Here is a 22,708-nt window from a genome sequence, read left to right on the forward strand (position 1 = left end):
AAGACCCGTTCAAGCGCCTTCCCCGCGCGATTCCTCAAACGAAGCTGTACGGGTCGACATCCACGACGACACGCACCTTGGCCGGCCAGTCGAGCGCGCCGAGCCAGGCACGGATCACGTCCTGTACGTCGAGCGCGCGGCGGGCGTGGATCAACAGGCGGTAGCGGTGACGCCCGCGCAGCATGGCGAGTGGGGCAGGGGCCGGGCCATAGACCTGCATGCCGTCGATCTCGGGCGCGGTGCGGCCGATCAGCTTGGCGATGTCGTGCGCAGCGCCCTGTTCCTCGCTCGACACGACGATCCCGGCGAAGCGCCCGAACGGTGGCGCGCCGGCCTCGCGGCGCGACTCGGTTTCGGCGACGTAGAAGGCCTCGGCATCGCCCGAGACGAGCGCGCGCATCACCTGCGCATCGGGGCTGTGCGTCTGGATATAGACATGCCCCGGCTTGGCGGCGCGCCCGGCGCGCCCCGAGACCTGCATGATCTGCTGGAAGGTGCGCTCCGACGCGCGCAGGTCGCCGCCGCCGAGCCCGAGATCGGCGTCGATCACCCCGACCAGCGTGAGGTTGGGGAAATGATAACCCTTGGTGACGAGCTGCGTGCCGACGATGATGTCGATGTCGTGCGCCTCCATCCGCGCGACGAACTCGGCCGCCCTGGCCGGCGACCAGATCGTGTCGGAGGTGATTACCGCGACCTTGGCGAGCGGGAACAGTGCGCGCACCTCGTCGGCGATGCGTTCGACGCCGGGGCCGACCGCGACCAAAGTATCCTCGTTGCCGCATTCCGGGCAGGCGCGCGGCACCGGCTCGACATGCCCGCAATGATGGCAGGCGAGGCGGTGGACGAGGCGATGCTCGACCATCCAGGCGGTGCAGTTGGGGCATTGGAAGCGGTGGCCGCAGGTGCGGCACAAAGTCAGCGGGGCATAACCGCGGCGGTTGAGGAACAGCAGCGACTGCTCGCCGCGTTCGAGCGTTTCCTCGAGCGCCTTTAGCAGTCGCGGCGCGATCCAGCGGCCGCGCTCGGGGGGCTCCTGCAACAGGTCGATCGCCTGGATCGACGGCAGCTCGGCGGCGCCCCAGCGGCCCGGCAGCTTCAATTCGGCATAGCGCCCGATCTCGACCTGCTGGCGCGTCTCGATCGCCGGCGTCGCCGAGGCGAGGATCACCGGGCAGGTCTCGAACTTGCCGCGCATCACCGCGACGTCGCGAGCGTGATAATGCACGCCCTCTTCCTGTTTGAAGCTCGTCTCGTGCGCCTCGTCGATGACGATCAGCCCGAGATTGGCATAGGGCAGGAACAGCGATGACCGCGCCCCGACCGTGACCAGCGCCTCGCCGCTGGCGATCGCACGCCACGCGCGGCGGCGCTGCGATTGGCGCAACCCCGAATGCCACGCCACCGGCGCGCAGCCGAAACGTGCGGCGAAACGCGTGAGGAACGGTTCGGTCAGCGCGATTTCGGGCAGCATGACCAGCGTCTGCCGTCCGGCGCGGATCGCCGCCGCCACCGCCTCGAAATAGACTTCGGTCTTGCCCGAGCCGGTGACGCCGTCGAGCAGCGTCGGCTGGAAACGGTGCGCGACGACATCGTCGACCAAGGTGCCGGCGGCGGCACGCTGGTCGGGCGACAGCGCGGGCTGCTGGAAATCGGGATCGGGGCGCGGGAAGGGGCTGTCGATATCGACCTCGACCGCCTCGATCGCGCCGATCTTGACCAGTCCGCGGATTACGCCGTCCGACACGTCGGCGGCCAGCGCGAGCTCGCGAATCAGCCCCTGACGACCGGCGATCCGTTCGAGCGCCTGTGCGCGTTGCGGCGTCAGGCGCTCGGGGACGAGCCCGGTCGGGCGATATTCGGTGACGGTGCGCGCGCCGGCCAGCGCCGAACTCGACGGCATCGCCATCCGCGCGACGGCGGCGGGCGGCGCGAGATAATAGTCCGCAGTCCATTCGATCAGCCGGCGCAGCGGCGCCGCTATCGGTGGCACGGGCGCGACGCCGAGCAGGTTGCGCAGCCGGTTGTCGCCGACCTCGGCATCCGACGGCATGCGCTCGGCCTCCCACACCACACCGAGCAGCTGGCGCGGGCCCAGCGGGGCGACGACGATCGAGCCCGGCTCGACCTGCATGCCGTGCGGCACGCGGTAATCGAGCGGGCCGAGGGCCGAGTTCATGACAAGGACACGCGCGCGGGACATTGCCGCCCATATGGCGATCGATCGCGCCCGCGTGAACTATTCGTTGGCGGCGCGGGGAAGAACCATGCTGTCGGCGACCGCGCGGCGGCGGCGTTTGCCTTCGTAGAGCGCGCTGTCGGCAGCGTGCATCAGGTCGCGCATCGCCTCGATATCGTCGCTGAGCAGCGCGGTGCCGACCGTGCCCGAAATCGGAATATCGCCCGCCATGGTAATTGCCGGGCTGGCCAGCGCGCGCGACAGTCGCCGGGCGAAGGCGGCGGGATTCGCGGCGAGCGCTTCGTCCTCGACGATCAAGGCGAATTCGTCGCCGCCGAGTCGCGCGGCGAAGCTGCCGCACAGCCAGGGCTGGCGCAGCCGCGCACCTACGACGCGGAGCACGTCGTCGCCGACGAGATGGCCGTGCGTGTCGTTGATCACCTTGAAATCGTCGAGATCGATCACCGCGAGCATCAGGCGCGAGCGGCGCTCCCCGGCGCGCATCATCGCCACTTCCAGCGCGCGGTTGAAGCTGGCGCGATTGGCGATCGAGGTGACCTCGTCGATATTGGCCGAAACGCGCAGGCTCTGTTCGAGCTTGTAGCGCTCGGTCACGTCCTGCATCACGCCGATGATCGCGAGCGGCCGGCCGTGCTCGGTCTCCAGCTCACCCACGGTGCGGATGCGGCGGTGCTCGCCCTTGGCGGTGATGAAATCGGCCTCGACGTCGAACGGGTCGCCATGCTCGATCGTCCGCAGGATCACTTCATTGGCCCTGGCGCGCTCATGCGGGGCATAGAAATCGAGCGCCCGGCCAATCGGCGGCAGTTCGCCCGGCTGGAGGCCGTGGATGCGATAGATCTCGTCCGACCATTCGAGCTGGCCGTCATCGAGTCGATAGCGCCACGACCCGACCTTGGCGAGGCGCTCGGCCTGGCGGAAGGTGCGGCCCTGGCGGCGATAACGTCGCGTCGCGGCGGCGCTGTCGCGCGCGGCCTCCTCGGCGAGGCGTATCGACAGGCGCTTTTCGATCAGCGCGTTGGTTACCAGCCCGAGTTGGCGCAGCGCGTCCTGTTGCTGGTCGTCGAGCAAATGCGGCGTCGGGTCGAGCACGCACAGCACGCCGATGCGCTGCTCGGCAACGGTGATCGGCACGCCGCCATAGCCGCGCGTCGCGGCGGCGCCGACGACGCTGACATTGGCGGCAAAGCGCGAATCGGCGCGCGCATCGCGCACCAGCAGCATCGCGCCATCGGCGATCACCACGTCGCAAAAGGTGTGCTGGCGCGGGCTGACCAGCGCGTCGATGCCAAAGCGGGCCTTGGCCCAGGCGCTGTCTTCGCCGACGATGAACAGCGCGGCATTCGGGCAACCGGTCACGCGCGCGGCGAGCGCGACGATCGCGTCGAGCTCCGCTTCGGGCGTGGCATTGTCGAGCCCGAGCTGCGCAAGCACGGCCAGACGCGCGGTCTCGCCCGTCATCGGCGCGAAGTCGGTGGGGCGCATCGGTTTCATCGCACCTTGCTGCACCCGTCGAGCTTAAAATCTGGTTGTATCAACCGCCAAATTGGCCGGTTATGTGACGGCATGGATCATCTCGCTGCAGAATGGGCCCGGCATCTCGCGCGCGACCGGCGGCGTTCGCCGCATACCGTGCGGGCGTATCAGGCCACGGCGGAGCGGTTGACGCGCTTTCTGTCGGGGCATTGGGGCGGCGCGGTCGATGCGGCGGCGCTCGGCCAGGTCACCGCCGCTGACCTGCGCGCCTATCTCGCGCAGCGTCGCGGCGAGGGACTGGGAAACGCCTCGGCGGCGCGCGAATTGTCGGCGGTGCGCGGTTTCCTGACCTTCTTCGCTGGGGAGAGCGGCGCGCCACGCCTCAAGGGGCCGCGTGTCAAGAAGGGCGTGCCGCGCCCGGTCTCGCCCGACGAGGCGGTCGCGCTGGCCGAGGATGTTGCCGACGATGCGCGCGAACCGTGGATCGGCGCGCGCGACTGGGCGGTGCTGCTGCTGCTGTACGGTGCCGGCTTGCGCATCGGCGAGGCGGTCGGGCTGGCCGCGAAGATCATGCCGCTCGGCGCAACGATCAGCGTCACCGGCAAGCGCGACAAGACCCGCATCGTGCCGCTGCTCCCGCAGGTGCGCGAGGCGATCGAGGCCTATGTCGCGCTCAACCCCTGGCCGGTGAAACGCGACGAACCGCTGTTCCGCGGCGCCAAGGGCGGCCCGCTGTCACCGGCGCTGATCCGTCGGGCCGTGCAGGGCGCGCGCGGGCGTCTTGGCTTGGGCGAACGCACCACGCCGCACGCGCTGCGCCATTCCTTCGCGACGCACCTGCTCGGCCGCGGTGCCGATCTGCGCGCGCTGCAGGAACTGCTCGGCCATGCCAGCCTCAGTTCGACGCAGATCTATACCCAGGTCGACGCGGCGCATCTGCTCGATGTGTACCGCAACGCGCATCCGCGGGCGTAATCGCGCGCTTGAGTTAGGCCTTGGCCAGTTCATATTCGCGCACCAGCACGCGCTCGGGCACGTTCCAGGCGCGGGAAATCTTGCGGATCATCGGCAGGGTCAGAGCCCGCTTGCGGCCGAGAATCTCGGTTGCGCGCGGCTGGCCGATCAACGCCGCGAGGTCGGCACGACCATAGCCGTTCATGCGCATCGCCGTCTCGATCGCCTCGACCGGGTCGAGCGGCGCGATCGGCCAGCGGTCGCGCTCATAGGCATCGGCCAGCGTGGCGAGAACATCGAGCCGGTCGCCGGCCTCGCTGCCCTCCTCGGCGCCCCATAGCGCTTCGATTTCGCGCAGCGCGGCTTCGTGATCGGCATCGGTCTTGATGGGATGGATGTGCATCATGTCTCTCACGATCAGAACAGCTTTACCGTCAGGGCATCGATCCGGTCATAGTCGGCATGGCTACCGATGAATTTGACGAACGCGATCGCGCGTCGGAAATCGAATGCAACGATCAGGCGATAATCGCCGCCGGCCACTTCGAACCGCACCCGCTCGCCGTTCAACGCCTTGGCCTTCGAGAAATCGGTCACTACGTCCAACGGGCTTTGCCAGGATGCGGCAATCGCCATTTCATACCAGTGCGTAAGCGAGGCCCGGGTCTCGGGATGCGCTTCCCAAAATGCCACCAGTCTGTTGCGCGCGATGACTCTCACCGTTGCAGGCTACAATTTCCCGCAACGGGAAGCAAGCAAATTTCCCGAAATGGGAAATATTCGTCAGCGACTCATCCGCTCGTCCACCTTCCGCTCGATCGCATCCCAGATCAGCCCCGCCACATCGGTGCCATCGAAGCGCTCGATTGCGACGATGCCGGTCGGCGAGGTGACGTTGATCTCGGTCAGCCACTTGCCGCCGATCACGTCGATGCCGACGAACAGCAGGCCGCGCCGCTTCAATTCCGGGCCGAGTGCCGCGCAGATCTCGCGCTCATCATCGGTCAGGTCGGTCTTCTCGGCCGAGCCCCCAACCGCGAGGTTGGAGCGGATCTCGCCCGCGCCGGGCAGGCGGTTGATCGCGCCGACCACCTCGCCATCGACCAGCACGATGCGCTTGTCGCCCTTGGCGACGTCGGGGAGGAATGCCTGGATCATGTGCGGTTCGCGCCAGGTCAGGTTGAACACCTCGATCAGCGCCGACAAATTGGCGCCGTCGCTGCCGACCTTGAAGATCGCCTTGCCGCCATTGCCGTGCAGCGGCTTGACGACGATCTCGCCATGCACCGCGAGAAACGCGCGCGCCTCGTCGAGGCTGCGCGTCACCAGCGTCGGCGGCATGAAGCGCGCATAATCGAGCACGAAGACCTTTTCCGGCGCGTTGCGCACGCTGACCGGATCGTTGATCACCAGCGTCCGCTCGGCGATCCGCTCGAGCAGGTGTGTCGCGGTGATGTAGCCGAGGTCGAACGGCGGATCCTGCCGCATCAGGATGACATCGGCCTGTGCGCCGAGATCGAGCGAGACGGCGGCGCCGAAGCGGAAATGGTCGCCCTCGACGCGCTGTACCGTCACCGGATGCGCCTTGGCCCACAGCTTCCCGTCGGACCAGTTGAGGTCCTCGGCGGCGTAATGGAACAACGCATGGCCGCGCCCCTGCGCCGACAGCATCAGCGCGAAGGTCGAATCGCCGGTAATGTTGATCTGGTCGAGCGGGTCCATCTGGACGGCGACGGTTAGGCTCACATCATTCTCCCTGTCGGCGCGCATGTAGGGAGCCGCCACCCTCCTGTCATCTCGTTCCAATCATCTCTTTGCTGTCACCCGATCCACGCATTCTCGATATGCCGTGGGCGCGTCCCCGGCGCGATCAGGATGACGTCGACGCGGATGTCGTCGCCCGGCCCGGCATAGCGCGGCATGAGGATTTCCGCCGCGCGTGCGACTCGCGCCAGTCGCCGCTCGTCGATCGCGAAGTCGAGCTCGGCGGCGGTCGCGCGCGCCTTGACCTCGACGAATGCGACGAGATTACCCTTCTTCGCCACCAGATCGACCTCGCCAGCCGGCGTGCGCACGCGGCGATCGAGAATCCGCCAGCCTTTCAAGCGCAGCCACCACCCGGCGAGTCGCTCGCCGCGCCGGCCGGCGGCTTCGGCTTGGCGGCGGTCGGAAGTGCCGCGCTCTCTCATAACTCCCCTCCCTGGAAGGGAGGGGTTGGGGGTGGGTTGGTATGGGGCGGGCGCGGCGTTCCCACGATAGCCACCCACCCCCTGCCCCTCCCTTCCAGGGAGGGGAGATCGTTGGCGCAGCCGCAGCCGCTCACCCCTTCATCTCCATCGCCCGCGCATAAAGCGCCTTGCGATCAAGCCCGAAACGTTTCGCCACCTCGCCCGCCGCCTTGGACGCGGGCAACCGCGTCAGCGCCTCGGCCAGCGCGGCATCGGCATCGGCCGCGCTCGGCGCATCGGGTTCGCCGGGCGGGGCGATGACGATGACGATCTCGCCCTTGGGCGGCGCATCGGCATAGCGCGCGGCGAGCGACGCCAGCGTCCCCGTCACGGCTTCCTCGAAGCGCTTGCTGATCTCGCGTGTCACCGCCGCCTCGCGGTCGCCGAGCCCGGCGGCGAGCGCCGTCAGCGAGGCGGCGAGTCGCGGCCCCGATTCGTACAGCACCAGGGTCGCGCGAATCGCGCCGATCTCGGCGATCTCGTCGTCGCGCGCCTTGGCCTTGGAGGGCAGGAAGCCGACGAACAGGAAGCGGTCGGTCGGCAGGCCGGCCAGCGTCAACGCCGCCACCGCCGCGCACGGCCCGGGGATCGTCACGATATTATGCCCCGCCGCACGCGCCTCGCGCACCAGCTTGTAGCCGGGGTCGGAGATCAGCGGCGTGCCGGCATCCGACACCAGCGCCACCGCCTCATGCCCCATCCGCGCGATCAGGCCGGGGCGGACGCCTTCGGCATTATGATCATGATAGGGTGTCATCGGCCGCTTGATGCCGATATGGCGCAACAGCTTGGCGGTAACGCGCGAGTCCTCGACGGCGATGACGGCGGCGTTCGCCAGCACCTCGGCGGCGCGCGGCGAGAGATCACCGAGATTGCCGATCGGGGTGGCGACGATATAGAGGCCGGGCGCGAGTGAAGCGTTCATGGGAGCAGGGTTCATGGCAGACGCATCGGCGATCCCGCAACGGGGCACCAGATTATTCCGCGCCGGCATCATCGCGGTCGCGCTGATTCTCGGCGGCTGCCAGTCGGTCGTGCCGCGCGGCCGGCCCGCGCCGGTCAAGCGCCCGCCGGTCGCGCGCCCCGTGCCGGTGCAGCAGCCGGTGGTCGAGCAGGGCATCCCGACCGACACCGAGCGCCACCGCGTCGCGCTGCTCGTGCCGCTCAGCGGCCCCAATGGCGGCGTCGGGCAGAGCCTCGCCAACGCCACCCAACTCGCGCTGCTCGACACCCGCAACGAGCAACTGCGCGTCACCACCTATGACACCAATCTCGGTGCCGCGGCGGCAGCGCAAAAGGCCATCGCCGACGGTAACAAGCTGATCCTCGGCCCGCTGCTCGCCGCCGATGTGCGGGCGGTGATGCCGATCGCGCGCGGCGCCGGCGTTCCGGTGATCAGCTTTTCCAACGATGCCGGCGTCGCCGGCAACGGCGCCTATCTGATGGGCAATCTGCCGACCCAGTCGATCGGCCGCGTGGTCGATTATGCCGCGAGCCAGGGCGTGACGACCTTTGCCGGGCTCGTCCCCAACGGTCTGTATGGCGAGCGCGCCTCGACGGCATTCCTCCGCGCGGTCGAGGCCGATGGCGGCAAGGTCGTCTCGCTGCAGGTCTATGCGCCGGGCACGCTGTCCAGCGCAATCGGCAAGCTCGGCCAGGCCGGCCCTTACCAGGCGTTGCTCGTCGCCGACAACAGCGCGGCCGCCTCGGGCGTCGTCGCGGTCGTGCGCCGTGCCGGCGGGGGCGGGGCGCATATCCTCGGCACCGATCAGTGGAACCTCGATTCGGCGCTCGCCGCCAAGGCGCCGCTCAACGGCGCCTGGTTCGCCAGCGTGCCCGACGAGCTCTACCGTCGCTACGCCGTCAAATATCGCGCGCGTTTCGGCACTGGGCCCTACCGACTGTCGAGCATGGGCTATGACGCCGTGTTGCTGACGATCCGCATCGCGCGCGACTGGCCGATCGGCCGGCCCTTCCCCGAAGAGCGCCTGCGCGATCGCGGCGGCTTTTCCGGCCTCGACGGCGCGATCCGCTTCTCCCATGACGGCACCGCCGAACGCGCGCTCGAGGTGCAGGAAGTGCGCGGCGGCACGACGATCGTGGTCTCGCCGGCGCCGAGCGGGTTCTAGGACGGCGCGATTTCTTCCCTAACCCGTTCGTTTCGAGCGTAGTCGAGAAACAGCAACAGGCGCTCCGCCAGGTTTCCCGACGTCGCTCGAAACGAGCGGGCCGGTCATGATTCCGACAGATGTCATCCCACCCCAGGCCGCTCATTTTCGAGTCGGCCGCTTTGACGACGGTCAAAGCACCAGCGCTGCAAAGCTATATCCCATAGCGCATAACGGCTCTGGGAGAGTTCAGGTGGCAGGCGCACGCACGATCGACGGAACCCCGGTATTCGACGCCGCAGCGGCGATGCGCGGTTACGCGCTCAACGAGATGTGCTTCTCGTTCAACGACGCCGCCAATCGTGCCGCCTTCGTGGCGGACGAGGCCGGTTATTGCCGCAAGTTCGGCCTGACCGCGCCACAGCTGGCGGCGGTGCAGCAGCGCGACGTACCCGCGCTGATCGCGGCCGGCGGCAACATCTATTATCTCGCCAAGCTGGCCGGCATTCTCGGCCTCGGCGTGCAGGATATCGGCGCGGCGCAGACCGGCGTCACTGTCGAGCAGTTCAAGGAAAAACTGCTCGCTTATGCGGAGGAGGTTTGACCATGGCGACGATTCTCGGTGGCATCTTTTCTTCGCACGTTCCCGGCATTGGCGTCGCGATCGCCCGCGGGCTCCAGCAGGATCCCTATTGGAAGCCGTTCTTCGATGGCTTTGCGCCGGTGCAAGCGTGGCTCGCGGCGGTCAGGCCGACCACGGCCGTGGTCTTCTACAACGATCACGGGCTCAACTTCTTCCTCGACAAGATGCCGACCTTCGCGGTCGGCGCCGCCGCCGAATACAGCAACGCCGATGAGGGCTGGGGGCTGACCCCGACCGCACCGTTCGCCGGCGCGCCGGCGCTGAGCTGGCACATCATCGAGACGCTGGTCGATGCCGAGTTCGACGTGACGACCTGCCAGAAGATGCTGGTCGATCACGCGGTCACCATCCCCTGCGCATTGGCCTGGCCGGGCGGCGCGCCATGGCCGGTGCGTATCGTGCCGATCGCGATCAACACCGTGCAGCATCCGCTGCCCAGCCCGAAGCGCGTGCTCGCGCTCGGCCGCGCGGTCAACCGCGCGCTCGCGTCATGGGAAGGTGACGACCGGATCGTCGTGATGGGCACCGGCGGGTTGTCGCACCAGCTCGAAGGCGAACGCGCCGGGCATATCAACGTCGCCTATGACCGCTTCTGCATGGACAAGCTGACCGACGATCCCGCCGCGCTCGTCGCGCATAGCAGCCTCGACATCGTCGAACTCGCCGGCAGCCAAGGTGTCGAGATCCTCAACTGGATCGCGGCGCGCGGCGCGCTCGGCGATGGCGCTCGCGAGGCCAGCCGCACCTATCACATCCCGATCTCGAACACCGCCGCTGCCGTGATGTTGCTGGATCGGACGGACGTCGTCTCGATCCCGGCACACGACGCCATGGCTGGGGTTGTCGCTTAGCACGGGATGACTTTACCTTGACCCGTTCGTTCTCCGCGTAGGAGATCCTCGCCTGGTCCGGGGTAGAGACCATGTGGGGAACTTCGAATATTGCCGTAAACCACGGCAACTGGTTCGGGCTCCACGAGGGAAGGAGCGCGGTAACGGGCGAAACGGGTATCTATGCGACTACCGGGAGGCCTCCGGCGCATGTTCCAGAATTCGCCAGTCAAAGATATTATTTCTCAGGGCTGGCTTCGCTCCGGCTTCTCTCGTCTTCTTTGCAAGGCGTGAATGCAAGCGATCCCCAGGGTTTTCTTTACCAAGGCGCATGATCATGGCTGGGCTCAGGCATCGAAATTGTCGTCCTATCTCAATACCACGGGCGGCGCTAACAACCTGGTGGGCAATAGCTTGCGGCAACAGAGGGGCGCGTGATGCCGAAGCCGGTCGTCGGGCGGAGGGGCGAATGATGGCGAGACCCAGCGTTCCACGTCCGGCTCGCCATGGTTCGATGCTTGCCTTGCTCGCGGCGTTCGCCCTCGTGCCGGCCACCGCGACACCCGCAGCCGCGCCCGGACAGCGTGTGGGCGCCGAAAGCCGCGTCTCACGTGCACAGGCGGAGGAAATCATTTCGGTCTATGTCGTGGAAACCCTTCATTTCAGACGTGGCGCCTTCAGCCTCGATCGCGGTGAGAACCGGATCTATCCGGATTTCTATTTCTATCAGGCGCTTATCAACAACCCCGGCGGGAGTGCCGTTGCAGGAAGCTATGCGGTCGACAAGCGGACAGGGGATCTGTGGAACGGCGTTGTCTGTGAGCCGTTGGCGACTCCGGCCGTCCGCGCTGCACAGGCTCACATTCGAGCCGGATTATCTATCACGCCGGCCCGATATCGCAAGTTGAGGCGCCAAGGGCCGGAGTGCTAAGATCGCCCGCGCGGCGTCCAATGCAACACGCGCTTAAGAAGGCCGGAACAGACAAGCTACTCGCGATCTCGATTTGCGGCTTGTCGGCGGTTTTTTCAATTGCGTCTTCATGTAGTATTGTGCGGAAGTGGTTCGGCCCAAATGTCGTCGAAAACTCAGTTCTATGAATGGGTGTCCGCTTATTGCGCTTAGTCACTTGGGAGCCGACATTCCGCTGACAGCCTATTTCCCGACCAACAGCCTCCCGCCACCAAACACCGCCAGCGCCGAACCCGCGCCAACCCGACCCACCGTCACGAAAGCGCCCGCCACGCGACATAGCCCGCCGTCGCCAGCACCATCAGCGCAAAGATCGTGCGTGCCGTGCCTGCCCGGTCCGCCAGCAGGCGGCCGATCGGAATAGCGACCAGCGATCCGATCGCCCCGCCGCCGATCAGCGCCGCGAACACCGGCCAGTCGACCAGCCCCGACGCGGCATAGCTCGCGCTCGTCGCGGCGCCGAACAGCACCACCGAGACGAGCGACGAGGCGGCGGCATTGGCCAGCGTCATGCCCGTCGACGCCATCAGCCCCGGCACGATCAGGAAGCCGCCGCCGATGCCGAAAAAGCCGGCCGCGAGTCCCGTGACCGCGCCGGCCGGCGCCAGCTTCAGCGTCAGCGCGCCGGTCAGGTGAACGGCGGGGTCGCCATCGGCCTTGCGCGGCAGCAGCATCGATCCGCCGACCAGCGCCATCGCCAGCGCGAACCAGATGATCAACTGGGTGCCGTCGATCTGCTTGGCGATGTGCGCGCCGATCAGCGACCCGCTCAGCCCCGCGCCGCCAAACACCAGCGCGCACGGCCACTTCACCCGCCCGGCGCGCGCCTGGACGAGCAAGCCGACCGCGGCATTGACCGCGACTGCCGCGGCGGAGGTGCCGATCGCGACGTGCGGATCGCGCACCCCGACGACGTAGAGCAGCAGCGGCGTCGCCAGCACCGATCCCCCGCCGCCGAACACCGACAACAGCAACCCGATGACCGCGCCGCCGGCAATCGCGGCGGGATAGGAAATGCTGCCGACGTCCATCGCTCAGGCCGCGACCGGCCGGTTCCATGGCAGCAGCGCGAGCAGCCGCGCCATCCCGCAAAATCCGCTGACCCCGGCAAAGGTCAGCCCCGCGCCGACGAATGCCGACAGGCCGAAAAAGGCCGGGGAAACTAGCCAGCCGAGCAGCACGCCGGCCAGCACCAGCGACCCCGCGACGATCTGCACCTGGCGCATCATCTCGAGCGGCGCCTTGCGATTGGCCTCGACCGGCAGACCGGCGCGTTCCCACGCGTCGAGCCCGCCCGTCAGGACATAGGCCTCGCCGGCCAGCGGTGCGGCGAGACGCGCGGCATTGGCCGTGGTGCGCATGCCCGATCGGCAGGTGTAGATCACCTCCGTCCCGGCCATTTCGGGCAATGCCACGCCTTCGAAGCGCGACAGCGGGCGGGAGAGCGCGCCGGGGATGTGACGGCGCGCGAATTCGTCATCCTCGCGAATGTCGATCAGCAGCGCGTGACCCTCGCGGACCCGCGCCTCGACCGCCTCAGGCGCCAGCGGAATCAGTGACTTGGGCATGGGGTTTCTCCACATCGTCGGGGCAGAAGATCGCAGCGAGCGTCGCCATCACCTGCGCCGCGGCAGGGTCGGCGATGCGATAATAGATCGACAGACCGTCGCGCCGCGTGGCGACGAGCCCGTCGCTGCGCAGCACGGCGAGGTGCTGCGACAGGGCTGACTGCGACACGCCGATCAACGTCTGCAATTCGCCCACCGCGCGTTCGCCGCCGGTCAACTGGCACAGGATCATCAGCCGCCGCTCGCTCGCCAGCGCGCGCAGCAGGCGCGCGGCGGCGGCGGCATTCTCTTTGAAACGGTCGGCGTCGAAGGTCGCGGGATCAATCATGGCCCGGATATATGCATTGTATCTAAATTAGCAAGACCTTATATATTGGCCTAAGAGGAGCCACGGCCATGAACCCCAACGTCCAGACATTCTTCGATCCCGCGACCTTCACCGCGACGCATCTCGTCAGCGATCCCGCGACGGGCATTGCGGCGATCATCGATCCCGTGCTCGACTTCGAGCCCAAGGGCGGCAAGCTCTCCACCGTGTCGGCCGATGCGGTGCTACAGGCGGTGGCGGATCAGCAGCTGTCGCTGGCCTATGTGCTCGAGACCCACGCCCATGCCGATCACCTGTCGGCCGGCGACCATATCCGCCGTCGCACCGGCGCGCGGCTCGTCATCGGCAAGCACATCACCGACGTGCAGCGCGTCTTCGCCCCGATGTTCGATGCCGATGACGTGCCGACCGACGGCCGCCAGTTCGACATCCTGCTCGGCGAGGGCGACAGCCTGCCGCTTGGCGACCTCACGATCGCCGTGCTGCACACGCCGGGCCATACCCCGGCCTGCAACAGCTATCTCATTGGCGACGCCGCTTTTGTCGGCGATACGCTGTTCATGCCCGACTATGGCACCGCGCGCAGCGACTTCCCCGGCGGCGACGCCCGCACGCTGTACCGCTCGATCCACAAGATCCTCGCGCTGCCGCCGGCGACGCGGATCTTCGTCGGTCACGACTATCTCCCCGCCGGTCGCTCCGACTATCGCTGGGAGACGACGGTGGCCACCGAAGCGGCCGACAACGTCCATGTCGGCGGCGATACCTCGGAGGACGCCTTCGTCGCGATGCGCGAGGCACGCGACCGCACGCTGGCACCGCCGACGCTCATCCTCCCCGCGCTCCAGGTCAACATCCGCGGCGGCGCGCTGCCGCCGGCGTCGCCGTCGGGCAAGGTGTTCCTGAAACTGCCGGTCACTTTCGCCTAGTCTGGGCGCCGGGCCAGGGTGAAGAAGGTGTAGGCCGGGAGGTCACCGTCTGCCGGATGATCCTCGCGACCGACTTCCTCCCACCCGCCCTGATCGAGCCGATACGAGGTGTCGCCGTCAAAGTGCTGCCGGATCGCCGTGACCTCGGCGCGGTCGGCGATGTCCTCGAACAGCGCGAATATCTCGGCGCCGCCGATCACCATCACGTCGCCTGGCCCTGCCAGCGCCAGCGCGTCCGCGAGGGTCGAGGCGGTTTCCGCGCCCGGTGCCGACCAGCCTGCGTCGCGCGTCAGCACGATGTGGCGGCGGCCAGGCAGCGGGGCGGGGAAGCTCTCGAAGGTCTTGCGGCCCATGATCATCGGCTTGCCCATGGTCAGCGCCTTGAAGCGCCTGAGGTCGGCGGACAGGTGCCATGGGATCTTGCCGTCGCGGCCGATCACGCCATTCTCGGCATGCGCGAAGATCAGCGTGATCACACCGCCACCGCCGCCTTGATGTGCGGCTGGGCGACATAGCCGCTCAGCGCGAAATCCTCATATTCATAGGCGTCGATCGCCGGCGGGCGGCGCAGGATGGTGAGCGTGGGCAGCGGCCCCGGCACGCGCGCCAGTTGCTCGCGCGCCTGGTCGAGATGGTTGGAATAGAGATGGCAGTCGCCGCCGGTCCAGATGAACTCGCCCGGTTCGAGCCCGCATTGCTGCGCGAGGATATGGGTGAGCAGCGCGTAGCTGGCGATGTTGAACGGCACGCCGAGGAAGATGTCGGCCGAGCGCTGATAGAGCTGCAGGCTCAGCCGGCCATTGGCGACATGCGTCTGGAACAGGCAGTGGCACGGCGCCAGTGCCATGGCGTGGAGATCGCCGGGGTTCCACGCCGAGACGATCTGGCGGCGCGAAGCCGGACTGGTCCTGATCTGCGCGATCAGCTCGGCGATCTGGTCGATATGGCTGCCGTCGGCAGTTTCCCAGTCGCGCCACTGCTTGCCATAGACCGGGCCGAGATCGCCCGCGTCGTCGGCCCATTCGTCCCAGATGCTGACCTTGCGGTCGCGCAGCCATTGCACGTTGGTGTCGCCGCGCAGGAACCACAGCAGCTCGACGATGATCGAGCGCAGATGGAGCTTCTTGGTGGTCAGCATCGGAAAGCCGTCTGCAAGGTCGAAGCGCATCTGGTGACCGAACACGGACAGCGTCCCCGTGCCGGTGCGGTCCATCTGCGGCGTGCCGGTGTCGAGCACGCGCTGCATCAGGTCGAGATATTGGCGCATCTCAGTTCGCCCCCAGCTTGCATGACTTGATCGCCGCCGGTTCCGGGCGCGGGCCGACGGCGCGGAACATCGCGAGGTAGCCGCCGGCGGACGGCATGTCCTGCATGGCGACCTGGGTGTAGCCGACCGCAGCGAGCTCGCATTTGAGCAATGCCGGCGGCGTGCCGTGATATTGCGTCGGGCGGTTGGCATCGACCACGACGATCAACCCGCCAGTCCGCAGCGACGGGCGCATGCGCCACAGAAAGGCATAGGGCTGCTGGATCTCATGGTACATGTGCACCATCAGCACGCGGTCGAAACTGTTGTCGGGCAGCTTGGGGTCGTCCGGTTCGCCGAGCCGCACGCTGACATTGTCGAGCCGCTCGCGCGCTGCACGTTGCGCCAGCGCATCACGCACCTCGGGCACGATGTCCTCCGCCAGCACGCGCCCGTTCTTGCCGACGCGCGCGGCGAGGCGGATGGTGTAATAGCCCTCACCGGCGCCGATATCGGCGACGGTCATGCCGGGCTTGATCCCCGAGCGGTCCATCACCGTGCCGGCCTCGTTGAGCCGGTCGCGTGCTTCCTCGTTCGACCAGCGTGGCGAGACGATCTTCGCCACCGGGCGATCGGCGGCGGGGAAGGGGCCGGGCTCGTTGGTGCCGCTCTTGAACAGCGGGGTCGAGCCGTCGCACGCGGCGAGGAGCAGGGCTAGCGTGATCATCCCTCTTCCCTTGTGAGGGAGACCCGCGAAGCGGCGGAAGGGTGAGGGGGACTGACGCCGGCGTCCGCGTGACTCCCCCTCACCCCGCGCCGCTTCGCGGCTTGCCCCTCTCCCACAGGGGGAGAGGGGAAGAAGAGTACCCACGCCGATCAATCGACGTCCTCCACCTCGACGGTCTCGCCGGTGACGCGCTGCGACAGGGCGGCGGCCATGAACTTGTCGAGATCGCCGTCGAGCACGTCGGACGGGCTGGTCGAGGTCGCGCCGGTGCGCAGGTCCTTCACCAGCTGATAGGGCTGGAGCACATAGGAGCGGATCTGGTGGCCCCAGCCGATGTCGCTCTTGGTGGCGTTCTCGGCATTGGCCACCGCCTCGCGCTCGGCCAGCTCGCGCTCGTACAGCCGGGCGCGCAACTGGTTATAGGCCTCGGCCTTGTTCTTGTGCTGGCTGCGCTGGTTCTGGCACTGCACGACGATGCCGGTCGGCAGATGCGTGATGCGCACCGCGGAATCGGTCGTGTTGATGTGCTGGCCGCCCGCGCCCGAGGCGCGATAGGTGTCGATGCGCAAGTCGCTGTCGTTGACCTCGATGTCGATATTGTCGTCGATCACCGGATAGACCCACACCGAGGAGAAGCTGGTGTGGCGCCGCGCCGCGCTGTCATAGGGTGAGATGCGGACGAGGCGGTGGACGCCGCTCTCGGTCTTGGCATAGCCGAAGGCGTTCTCGCCCTTGATCAGCAGGGTCGCCGACTTGATCCCGGCCTGCTCGCCGGCGTGATAGTCGACCAGCTCGACCTTCATGCCGTGGCGCTCGGCCCAGCGCGTGTACATGCGCTGGAGCATCTCGGCCCAGTCCTGGCTCTCGGTGCCGCCGGCGCCGGCATTGATCTCGATATAGCTGTCGTTCGCATCGGCCTCGCCGGCGAGCAGCGCCTTGATCTTGTCGGCCTCGGCACGCGTGGCGAGTTCGCCGAGACTGGCGACCGCCTCGGTCTCCATCTCGGTGTCGCCCTCGGCCTCGGCCATCTCGATCAGCTCGACCGTGTCGGACAGCTCGCTCTCGATCGCGCGCGTCGCGGTGATCGCCTCGTCGAGCCGGCGACGCTCGCGCATCACCTCCTGCGCGGCCTTGGGATCGTTCCACAGCGCCTGGTCTTCGACACGCGCGTTGAGTTCGTCGAGCCGGCGCAGTGCGCGGTCCCAATCGAGGAAGCGGCGCAGCAGGGCGAGCGCGGCGTTGATCGTGTCGACATGTGCCTGCGCTTCGGCGCGCATGGGGAAACTCCAATGGTCAGTTCGTCGTCCCCGCAGCGGCGGGGTTTCCGGGTATCGCGACCGCTTCTAGGCAAGGCCCGGGCAGGTCGCAACGGCGGGGGTGGCAGGGTATATGGGGATGCCGGTCAGTAAATACCGCCCTGGCGTTGCAGGAAATCGCTGTCGCGCGGCCCATCCTTCTTCGCGGTCGGCGCCGCGGCCTTGGGTGCGGCATTGGCGGGCAGGTCGGTACGCTGGGTCGCGCGGCGCGGCTCGCTCTCGGGCTTGAACGCTTCCCAGATCACCGAGGACAGCGGGTCGTCGGACGGCCAGGCGCCGAACACCGGCTTGCCCGAGGCGCGGTCGATCCGCACCATGCGCATGCCCTCGGGCGCGCGGAACGGGATCTTCTCCATCCCCTCATAGGCCTTGAGCGCGAACTCCTTGAAGATCGGCGCGGCGAGCGTGCCGCCCTGCGCATAGCCGCCCAAGCTGGTTGGCGTGTCATAGCCCATATAGATGCCGCCGATCAGCTGCGGCGTTCCGCCGATGAACCACACATCGGTCGGGCCGCTGTTGGTGCCGGTCTTGCCGAACATCGGGCGGTTGAGATCGCGCAGCACGGTCGCGGTGCCGCGCTGGATGACGCCCTCGGCGATATGCACCATCTGATAGGCGCTCATCGCGTCGACCACCTGTTTGCCGCGCGTCACCGGGCGCGGCATCGGCTTGCGGTCCCACTGCGCCATGTTGCAACGATCGCACGGGCGCCAATTCTCCGGCCAGATCACCTTGCCGCGACGGTTCTGGACGAAATCGATCAGCGTCGGGGCGTGCGCCCGGCCCTGGTTGGCGAGGATCGTATAGGCGTTGACCATGCGCGACACGGTGGTCTCGCCGGCGCCGAGCGCGAAGGCGGGGTAGGGCGGGTATTTGCCGACGCCGATGCGGTCCATCAGGCTGACGACATGGTCCATGCCGACGGTGGTCGCGGCGCGCACCGTCATCAGGTTGCGCGACTGCTCGACGCCCCAGCGCATGGTGTGCGGGCCGGAGCCCTGGCCGCCGCCAAAGTTGCGGAAGCATTTCTGGCCGAGCTTGGCGCCCTGATAGAAGCAGAAAGGTGCGTCCATGATGATCGTCGCCGGGGTCAGCCCCTGCGAGAGCGCGGCGGCATAGACGATCGGCTTGATCGTCGAGCCGGGCTGGCGCTGTGCCTGGGTAGCGCGGTTGAACGACTGGATGGTGGCGTCGAAGCCGCCCTGCATGGCGAGCACGCGGCCGGTCTGCGGTTCCTCGACGACGAACGCGCCGGAAATCTTGGGGATGGCGCGGAGCGCGAAATTGCCGCCTTCGGGCGCGACGGCGATGACGTCGCCGACCTTGAGCGCGTCGAACGCGTTGCCGCCCTCGCCGCGCACCGGCATCTGCGCGGCGTAGCGCGGCAGTGTGCCGGTCTGCCCGTTGGCGAAGCCGAGCGTGGCGTTGCCGCCATCGATCGCCACGACCAGCGCGGCGCGCCAGTCCTGATAGTCGAGCGAGATGTTGGTGTTGAGCAGCGGCGGCAGCCAGTTGGCGCCGCCGATCTCGACATGGCGCAGCGGGCCGTTCCAGCCGCGGCCGCGATCATAGCGGATCAGGCCGTCGCGCAGTGCGGTCTGGGCATATTCCTGCAGCTTCGGGTCGAGCGAGGTGCGCACCCACAGCCCGCCGGAATAGACGCTGTACGGCCCGGCGCGATCATCCTCGCCGAACTTGTCGATCAGCTGGCGGCGAACTTCCTCGACGAAATAGCCACCACCGGCGATCTCGCTGTGCGGCGTCTGGCGCGGCACGGTGCCCAGCGGCTCGGCCATCGCGCTGTCATGCTGCGCCTGGTCGATGAAGCTGTTCTTGAGCATCTCGTCGAGGACATATTTGCGCCGCGCCAGCGCGCGATCCGGGTGGCGCACCGGATCATAGTTGGACGGCCCCTTGGGCAGGATGGCGAGATAGGCAAGTTGCGCCAGATCGAGCTGGTTGATGTCCTTGTCGAAATAGGCGTAGCTCGCCGCCGCGACACCGAACGCGTTGCGGCCCAGCGCGATCTGGTTGAGGTAGAGTTCGAGGATCTGCTGCTTGGTCAGCGTATCCTCGATGCGATAGGCGAGCAGCGCTTCCTTGATCTTGCGCGTCGCCGAATAGCTGTTGCCGATCAGCAGGTTCTTGGCGACCTGCTGGGTGATGGTCGATCCGCCCCTGGCGCGGCGGCCCGAGCCCATCTTGGAGACATAGTCGATCACCGCGCCGGCCATGCCCGGATAGTCGACGCCGTGATGCTCGAAGAACGACTTGTCCTCGGCGGCGAGGAAGGCGCGGATCAGCAGCGGCGGATATTCCTCGAACGACAGCTCGACGCGGCGTTCGCGGGCATAGCTGTGGATCGGCAGGCCATCGACGCCGCGGACATTGGTCGGCAGCGGCGGCTCATAGGTGCGCAGCTTGTCGACCGAGGGCAGATCGCTGGCGAAAATATACCAGAAGATCGCCCAGGCGATCGCCAGCAGTACGCCGAGCACGGCCAGCGCCTTGACCCACCAGCGCGCCCATGCCTGCTGCGCGAAACCGGCCAAACCACCGACCTCGCGGCGGATGCGGAAGTTCACGGAGGATTCGGGGCTGCTCATCGGGCCTGACGCTCTAGCAAGTTTCGCGGGCGTTGCCAGCCGGTGTTGCGGCTGATCTGGGACAATCGCGCGCGTGCCGCCGGCAGCCGCCGGGAAAATTCCGCGGCGTCGGGGATGCGATGGGCGCGGGTGCAATTCCCTGCGGCAGGGAAATTCATCGTTTTTTTGACCGACCCGGCAGGGAATTTCGCCACGGCGTGATTCAACCGCGCGGCGGGATCGATCATCAAGGCGTCGTCACGAATCATCACGGGAGATTTGACGTGAGCGATCCATCAATTGAATCGGACCGGGAGGCGCCAGTGGGCGCAGCTGGGGTGCCGGCGCCGGTCGGCTATTGCAACCCGCCGTTGCACACGCGCTGGCAGCCGGGGCAATCGGGCAACCCCAAGGGGCCGACGCCGCGGCTCCGCGAGGCGCGCGGCGGGCCGGGCGACCGCCTGCCCGGCGCGGACGAGCCGATGCGCGCGATGATCCTGGCCGAGGCGTATCGCACGGTGACCTTCACCGAAGGCGCGGTGGACTATGAGATGGCGGCGGGGCAGGCGGTGCTGCGCGCGATGATGGTCAATGCGGTGAAGGGCAACCGCATAGCGCAGTGGCGCTTCACGCAGATCGTGCAGGAGGCGGAGCGGCAGCAAAAGGTGGCGCAACAGGCGCTGTATAATGTGTTCGAGCGGGGCGAATATGGGAAGCCCAAGGTGGCGCCGGCGCCGGATCACGACCTGATCTATGACGAGCGGACGCGGGAGATTGTCGTGCGGGGTGGGGAGGGGTGATGGGTATCAGTCCGGCTCCGGGCCATAGGTGACCTCGACGCGGCGGTTCTGCACTTGTTGCACGCCGTCGGGGGTCTTCACGCGGAGATGGGCGGGATCTTCGCCGAATGCCCTGATCGTCATCAAGGTCGGATCGACGGCATGGCCGGCGAAATAGGCCCGCACCACTTCCGCCCGGCGCAAGGACAGCACGACATTGTAGCGTGGCGGCCCCGAGCGATCGGCGAAGCCTGCGATCCTGACGCTGGCCCGACCGCAATTGGCATATTGCGCGAGGGCGTTGTCGAGGATCGCCGCCGCCTCCGGCGTGATGGCGGTGTCGTCCCATGCGAAGAAGACGATGAACGGCCCCGGGGTACAGTCGCCTATCGTGGGTGGCAGTAGCGATGGCGGCGGTAGCGGACGCTGTTGCGCCGGTGGCGGTAAAGCTGACGGGCGGGAAACCGGGGGCTGATGGCTGCACGCGCTGCTGAGCAATGCTGCTGCTATTAGCGGTAGGCGCGCGATGTGCGCTGTTCCTGCCATGATGCTAACCCCGTTTTTCGTCAAACCGGACAATCCGCGACGGGTAATAGAACGGGAAGTGCATGTCGTTGAAAGCAAATTCGGCGGCTTCGGCCTGCCCCGGCGAAGCGGGGGTGGGCAAGTCCTGCGGCTTGATAATTATTATCGGGCGAGCATATTGCCGACCAGGAGGCGGACCATGGCCAGCAGTGTCGATCTCGGGGCGCAGCTCGAAAGCTTTGTCGGGCAGCTCGTCAAAACCGGGCGCTACAATTCGCGCAGCGAGATCCTGCGCGAGGGCGTTCGCCTGATCCACGAACGCGAGACACGGCTGGCGGCGCTCGACGCGTCGATCGCGCGGGGCGTTGCCGATGCGGATAATGGGCGCGTGCATGACATCGACGCCGCCGCTGCCCTGCTCGACGCGAAATATGCCGGGCTGACCGAGCGGCAATGAAAGTCGTGCTGAGCGCCGAGGCGCTGGCCGACCTGGAAGCGATCGGCGACTATATTGCGCGCGACGATCCGGCGCGGGCACGCAGCTTCGTCGCCGCATTGCTCGCCAAGGCGCGCGCGTTGGGCGATATGCCGCACGCCTTCCCCGTCGTACCGCGTTACGCGCATCTCGGCGTAAGGCGGCGGGTGCATGGCAATTACCTGATCTTCTACCGGGTCGCGGATGCCGGCGTAACCGTCATCCATGTCCTGCACGGTGCCCGCGACTATGAAGCGCTGCTTTTTCCCGACGACTGAGTTGCGGGGATGCCGCAGCAAATGGTTCTATAGTCGACAGGGTGACGATGCGCTGCCGATCGGCAAGGCATCGTCGTGCCGCCGTCGGCTGACGCGCGGCAATGTTCGACCAAACTGCCTCATGCCGCGTAGCGCCCGTCCGCGAGCCGCCGCGCCAGGCCGATGCCGGCGAGCGCGTCGAGCACGGGGCGGACGGTGGCGGCGCGCTTGCCCTTGAAGGCGCGGGCAATGTCGTGGGGTGCCATCGGCGCGGGTGCGCTCGCGAGTACCGACTGCACGGCGCTGACCTGTTCGGGCAGCGTCGTCGGCCAGGCGATGACATTGTCGGGCAGCACGACCGCCGCCTCGCCAAGGTCGAGCGTGTCGGCGACGGGGGCGGCGCCAATGCTCGCTGCGAAGGCTTGGCGATGGCCGTGAGGCAATTTTGTATTGTGTTGTCTAATTGATTTTACATACATTTGATTTTCCTTGGTAATTCTGACCTTGGTCTATGGTTGTCTTCGTGGTCATGGACGAGCGTTGGCGCTGTGATGTCCATGCCGC

The 22,708-nt window shown here is 67.4% G+C and carries 27 protein-coding genes; 9 read left to right on the forward strand and 18 right to left on the reverse strand.

Annotation, left to right across the window (positions count from 1 at the left end; translation table 11 throughout):
• Window positions 1-34: 34 nt before the first annotated feature.
• Together U1839_RS22130 and U1839_RS22135 are read right to left on the reverse strand one after the other, a co-directional pair.
• On the reverse strand, window positions 35-2,203 hold the full coding sequence (locus U1839_RS22130) for a primosomal protein N' (RefSeq protein ID WP_332805742.1): 2,169 nt from the start codon (window positions 2,201-2,203) through the stop codon (window positions 35-37).
• Window positions 2,204-2,239: 36 nt separating this feature from the next.
• Window positions 2,240-3,685, reverse strand: coding sequence for a diguanylate cyclase domain-containing protein (locus U1839_RS22135; RefSeq protein WP_332805743.1), 1,446 nt, complete (start codon window positions 3,683-3,685; stop codon window positions 2,240-2,242).
• 81 nt (window positions 3,686-3,766) lie between these two features.
• Between U1839_RS22135 and U1839_RS22140 the strand changes: the two genes are divergently transcribed.
• Entirely contained in the window at window positions 3,767-4,651 is an 885-nt protein-coding gene (locus U1839_RS22140) for a tyrosine recombinase XerC (protein ID WP_332805744.1), read from the forward strand.
• 13 nt (window positions 4,652-4,664) lie between these two features.
• Here U1839_RS22140 and U1839_RS22145 read toward each other — a convergent pair whose 3' ends face one another.
• From U1839_RS22145 to rsmI, 5 genes are all read right to left on the reverse strand, one after another.
• Complete coding sequence (locus tag U1839_RS22145; RefSeq protein ID WP_332805745.1) at window positions 4,665-5,033, reverse strand: helix-turn-helix domain-containing protein; 369 nt, start codon at window positions 5,031-5,033, stop codon at window positions 4,665-4,667.
• A gap of 14 nt (window positions 5,034-5,047) precedes the next feature.
• Window positions 5,048-5,350, reverse strand: a complete 303-nt coding sequence (locus U1839_RS22150; protein WP_332805746.1) for a type II toxin-antitoxin system HigB family toxin — start codon at window positions 5,348-5,350, stop codon at window positions 5,048-5,050.
• A 63-nt stretch (window positions 5,351-5,413) separates the two neighbouring features.
• Window positions 5,414-6,376: a glutathione synthase gene (gene gshB / locus U1839_RS22155; RefSeq protein ID WP_332805747.1), complete on the reverse strand. Its 963-nt coding sequence runs from the start codon at window positions 6,374-6,376 to the stop codon at window positions 5,414-5,416.
• Window positions 6,377-6,450: 74 nt separating this feature from the next.
• A complete protein-coding gene (locus U1839_RS22160) occupies window positions 6,451-6,819 on the reverse strand; it encodes a YraN family protein (protein WP_332805748.1) in 369 nt (122 codons plus the stop codon).
• 130 nt (window positions 6,820-6,949) lie between these two features.
• On the reverse strand, window positions 6,950-7,783 hold the full coding sequence (gene rsmI, locus U1839_RS22165) for a 16S rRNA (cytidine(1402)-2'-O)-methyltransferase (RefSeq protein WP_332805749.1): 834 nt from the start codon (window positions 7,781-7,783) through the stop codon (window positions 6,950-6,952).
• Between the two features lie 13 nt (window positions 7,784-7,796).
• On the opposite strand from rsmI, the gene U1839_RS22170 reads away from it, so the two are divergent.
• From U1839_RS22170 to U1839_RS22185, 4 genes are all read left to right on the forward strand, one after another.
• A complete protein-coding gene (locus U1839_RS22170) occupies window positions 7,797-8,987 on the forward strand; it encodes a penicillin-binding protein activator (RefSeq protein ID WP_332805750.1) in 1,191 nt (396 codons plus the stop codon).
• A 232-nt stretch (window positions 8,988-9,219) separates the two neighbouring features.
• Window positions 9,220-9,570 carry a protocatechuate 4,5-dioxygenase subunit alpha gene (locus U1839_RS22175; RefSeq protein ID WP_332805751.1) on the forward strand — a complete coding sequence of 117 codons (351 nt, stop codon included), beginning with the start codon at window positions 9,220-9,222 and terminating at the stop codon, window positions 9,568-9,570.
• Window positions 9,571-9,572: 2 nt separating this feature from the next.
• Window positions 9,573-10,460, forward strand: a complete 888-nt coding sequence (locus U1839_RS22180; RefSeq protein WP_332805752.1) for a class III extradiol dioxygenase family protein — start codon at window positions 9,573-9,575, stop codon at window positions 10,458-10,460.
• Between the two features lie 493 nt (window positions 10,461-10,953).
• The gene (locus tag U1839_RS22185) at window positions 10,954-11,370 is read left to right on the forward strand and encodes a hypothetical protein (RefSeq protein ID WP_332805753.1); all 417 of its coding nucleotides are present in this window, start codon (window positions 10,954-10,956) and stop codon (window positions 11,368-11,370) included.
• Window positions 11,371-11,663: 293 nt separating this feature from the next.
• Here the strand turns inward: U1839_RS22185 and U1839_RS22190 are convergent, their stop codons facing one another.
• The 3 genes from U1839_RS22190 to U1839_RS22200 are packed head-to-tail and all read right to left on the reverse strand — an operon-like array spanning window position 11,664 to window position 13,305.
• The gene (locus U1839_RS22190; RefSeq protein WP_332805754.1) at window positions 11,664-12,440 is read right to left on the reverse strand and encodes a sulfite exporter TauE/SafE family protein; all 777 of its coding nucleotides are present in this window, start codon (window positions 12,438-12,440) and stop codon (window positions 11,664-11,666) included.
• 3 nt (window positions 12,441-12,443) lie between these two features.
• Window positions 12,444-12,977: a rhodanese family protein gene (locus U1839_RS22195; RefSeq protein ID WP_332805755.1), complete on the reverse strand. Its 534-nt coding sequence runs from the start codon at window positions 12,975-12,977 to the stop codon at window positions 12,444-12,446.
• Window positions 12,946-13,305, reverse strand: a complete 360-nt coding sequence (locus tag U1839_RS22200; protein ID WP_332805756.1) for an ArsR/SmtB family transcription factor — start codon at window positions 13,303-13,305, stop codon at window positions 12,946-12,948. Before U1839_RS22200 ends, U1839_RS22195 begins: the two co-directional genes overlap by 32 nt.
• Window positions 13,306-13,373: 68 nt before the next feature.
• Here U1839_RS22200 and U1839_RS22205 point away from each other — a divergent pair, with 68 nt between their 5' ends.
• Complete coding sequence (locus U1839_RS22205) at window positions 13,374-14,234, forward strand: MBL fold metallo-hydrolase (protein WP_332805757.1); 861 nt, start codon at window positions 13,374-13,376, stop codon at window positions 14,232-14,234.
• Here U1839_RS22205 and U1839_RS22210 read toward each other — a convergent pair.
• The 6 genes from U1839_RS22210 to U1839_RS22235 all read right to left on the reverse strand — a co-directional run bounded on the left by U1839_RS22210 (window position 14,231) and on the right by U1839_RS22235 (window position 20,377).
• The gene (locus U1839_RS22210; protein WP_332805758.1) at window positions 14,231-14,710 is read right to left on the reverse strand and encodes a dihydrofolate reductase; all 480 of its coding nucleotides are present in this window, start codon (window positions 14,708-14,710) and stop codon (window positions 14,231-14,233) included. The genes U1839_RS22205 and U1839_RS22210 overlap by 4 nt on opposite strands.
• Window positions 14,707-15,501, reverse strand: coding sequence for a thymidylate synthase (locus U1839_RS22215; RefSeq protein ID WP_332805759.1), 795 nt, complete (start codon window positions 15,499-15,501; stop codon window positions 14,707-14,709). The genes U1839_RS22210 and U1839_RS22215 overlap by 4 nt, the downstream gene beginning before the upstream one ends.
• A 1-nt stretch (window position 15,502) precedes the next feature.
• A complete protein-coding gene (locus U1839_RS22220) occupies window positions 15,503-16,207 on the reverse strand; it encodes a class I SAM-dependent methyltransferase (RefSeq protein ID WP_332805760.1) in 705 nt (234 codons plus the stop codon).
• A 149-nt stretch (window positions 16,208-16,356) separates the two neighbouring features.
• The gene (prfB, locus tag U1839_RS22225) at window positions 16,357-17,484 is read right to left on the reverse strand and encodes a peptide chain release factor 2 (RefSeq protein WP_332805761.1); all 1,128 of its coding nucleotides are present in this window, start codon (window positions 17,482-17,484) and stop codon (window positions 16,357-16,359) included.
• Between the two features lie 125 nt (window positions 17,485-17,609).
• Window positions 17,610-20,129: a penicillin-binding protein 1A gene (locus tag U1839_RS22230; protein ID WP_332805762.1), complete on the reverse strand. Its 2,520-nt coding sequence runs from the start codon at window positions 20,127-20,129 to the stop codon at window positions 17,610-17,612.
• Window positions 20,126-20,377, reverse strand: coding sequence for a hypothetical protein (locus U1839_RS22235; RefSeq protein WP_332805763.1), 252 nt, complete (start codon window positions 20,375-20,377; stop codon window positions 20,126-20,128). Before U1839_RS22235 ends, U1839_RS22230 begins: the two co-directional genes overlap by 4 nt.
• Before the next feature lie 54 nt (window positions 20,378-20,431).
• On the opposite strand from U1839_RS22235, the gene U1839_RS22240 reads away from it, so the two are divergent.
• A complete protein-coding gene (locus U1839_RS22240; protein WP_332805764.1) occupies window positions 20,432-20,908 on the forward strand; it encodes a DUF5681 domain-containing protein in 477 nt (158 codons plus the stop codon).
• 6 nt (window positions 20,909-20,914) lie between these two features.
• On the opposite strand, the gene U1839_RS22245 is transcribed toward U1839_RS22240, so the two are convergent.
• Window positions 20,915-21,433, reverse strand: coding sequence for an OmpA family protein (locus U1839_RS22245; RefSeq protein ID WP_332805765.1), 519 nt, complete (start codon window positions 21,431-21,433; stop codon window positions 20,915-20,917).
• Between the two features lie 178 nt (window positions 21,434-21,611).
• Between U1839_RS22245 and U1839_RS22250 the strand changes: the two genes are divergently transcribed.
• Complete coding sequence (locus tag U1839_RS22250) at window positions 21,612-21,869, forward strand: type II toxin-antitoxin system ParD family antitoxin (RefSeq protein ID WP_332805766.1); 258 nt, start codon at window positions 21,612-21,614, stop codon at window positions 21,867-21,869.
• Window positions 21,866-22,165: a type II toxin-antitoxin system RelE/ParE family toxin gene (locus U1839_RS22255; protein ID WP_332805767.1), complete on the forward strand. Its 300-nt coding sequence runs from the start codon at window positions 21,866-21,868 to the stop codon at window positions 22,163-22,165. The genes U1839_RS22250 and U1839_RS22255 overlap by 4 nt, the downstream gene beginning before the upstream one ends.
• A gap of 119 nt (window positions 22,166-22,284) precedes the next feature.
• On the opposite strand, the gene U1839_RS22260 is transcribed toward U1839_RS22255, so the two are convergent.
• A complete protein-coding gene (locus U1839_RS22260; RefSeq protein ID WP_332805768.1) occupies window positions 22,285-22,587 on the reverse strand; it encodes a hypothetical protein in 303 nt (100 codons plus the stop codon).
• Between the last annotated feature and the right edge of the window lie 121 nt (window positions 22,588-22,708).

It is taken from the genome of Parasphingomonas halimpatiens (assembly GCF_036663795.1).
Lineage (GTDB): Bacteria > Pseudomonadota > Alphaproteobacteria > Sphingomonadales > Sphingomonadaceae > Sphingomonas.

Excerpts from the sequence above, each read along its gene's own strand:
- U1839_RS22130 (WP_332805742.1), bottom strand. The coding sequence starts at position 2,203 with ATGTCCCGCGCGCGTGTCCTTGTCATGAACTCGGCCCTCGGCCCGCTC.
- U1839_RS22135 (WP_332805743.1), bottom strand. The coding sequence starts at position 3,685 with ATGCGCCCCACCGACTTCGCGCCGATGACGGGCGAGACCGCGCGTCTG.
- U1839_RS22140 (WP_332805744.1), top strand. The coding sequence starts at position 3,767 with ATGGATCATCTCGCTGCAGAATGGGCCCGGCATCTCGCGCGCGACCGG.
- U1839_RS22145 (WP_332805745.1), bottom strand. The coding sequence starts at position 5,033 with ATGCACATCCATCCCATCAAGACCGATGCCGATCACGAAGCCGCGCTG.
- U1839_RS22160 (WP_332805748.1), bottom strand. The coding sequence starts at position 6,819 with ATGAGAGAGCGCGGCACTTCCGACCGCCGCCAAGCCGAAGCCGCCGGC.
- rsmI (WP_332805749.1), bottom strand. The coding sequence starts at position 7,783 with ATGAACGCTTCACTCGCGCCCGGCCTCTATATCGTCGCCACCCCGATC.
- U1839_RS22170 (WP_332805750.1), top strand. The coding sequence starts at position 7,797 with ATGGCAGACGCATCGGCGATCCCGCAACGGGGCACCAGATTATTCCGC.
- U1839_RS22180 (WP_332805752.1), top strand. The coding sequence starts at position 9,573 with ATGGCGACGATTCTCGGTGGCATCTTTTCTTCGCACGTTCCCGGCATT.
- U1839_RS22185 (WP_332805753.1), top strand. The coding sequence starts at position 10,954 with ATGCTTGCCTTGCTCGCGGCGTTCGCCCTCGTGCCGGCCACCGCGACA.
- U1839_RS22190 (WP_332805754.1), bottom strand. The coding sequence starts at position 12,440 with ATGGACGTCGGCAGCATTTCCTATCCCGCCGCGATTGCCGGCGGCGCG.
- U1839_RS22195 (WP_332805755.1), bottom strand. The coding sequence starts at position 12,977 with ATGCCCAAGTCACTGATTCCGCTGGCGCCTGAGGCGGTCGAGGCGCGG.
- U1839_RS22200 (WP_332805756.1), bottom strand. The coding sequence starts at position 13,305 with ATGATTGATCCCGCGACCTTCGACGCCGACCGTTTCAAAGAGAATGCC.
- U1839_RS22205 (WP_332805757.1), top strand. The coding sequence starts at position 13,374 with ATGAACCCCAACGTCCAGACATTCTTCGATCCCGCGACCTTCACCGCG.
- U1839_RS22215 (WP_332805759.1), bottom strand. The coding sequence starts at position 15,501 with ATGCGCCAATATCTCGACCTGATGCAGCGCGTGCTCGACACCGGCACG.
- U1839_RS22220 (WP_332805760.1), bottom strand. The coding sequence starts at position 16,207 with ATGATCACGCTAGCCCTGCTCCTCGCCGCGTGCGACGGCTCGACCCCG.
- prfB (WP_332805761.1), bottom strand. The coding sequence starts at position 17,484 with ATGCGCGCCGAAGCGCAGGCACATGTCGACACGATCAACGCCGCGCTC.
- U1839_RS22230 (WP_332805762.1), bottom strand. The coding sequence starts at position 20,129 with ATGAGCAGCCCCGAATCCTCCGTGAACTTCCGCATCCGCCGCGAGGTC.
- U1839_RS22235 (WP_332805763.1), bottom strand. The coding sequence starts at position 20,377 with ATGATTCGTGACGACGCCTTGATGATCGATCCCGCCGCGCGGTTGAAT.
- U1839_RS22245 (WP_332805765.1), bottom strand. The coding sequence starts at position 21,433 with ATGGCAGGAACAGCGCACATCGCGCGCCTACCGCTAATAGCAGCAGCA.
- U1839_RS22250 (WP_332805766.1), top strand. The coding sequence starts at position 21,612 with ATGGCCAGCAGTGTCGATCTCGGGGCGCAGCTCGAAAGCTTTGTCGGG.
- U1839_RS22255 (WP_332805767.1), top strand. The coding sequence starts at position 21,866 with ATGAAAGTCGTGCTGAGCGCCGAGGCGCTGGCCGACCTGGAAGCGATC.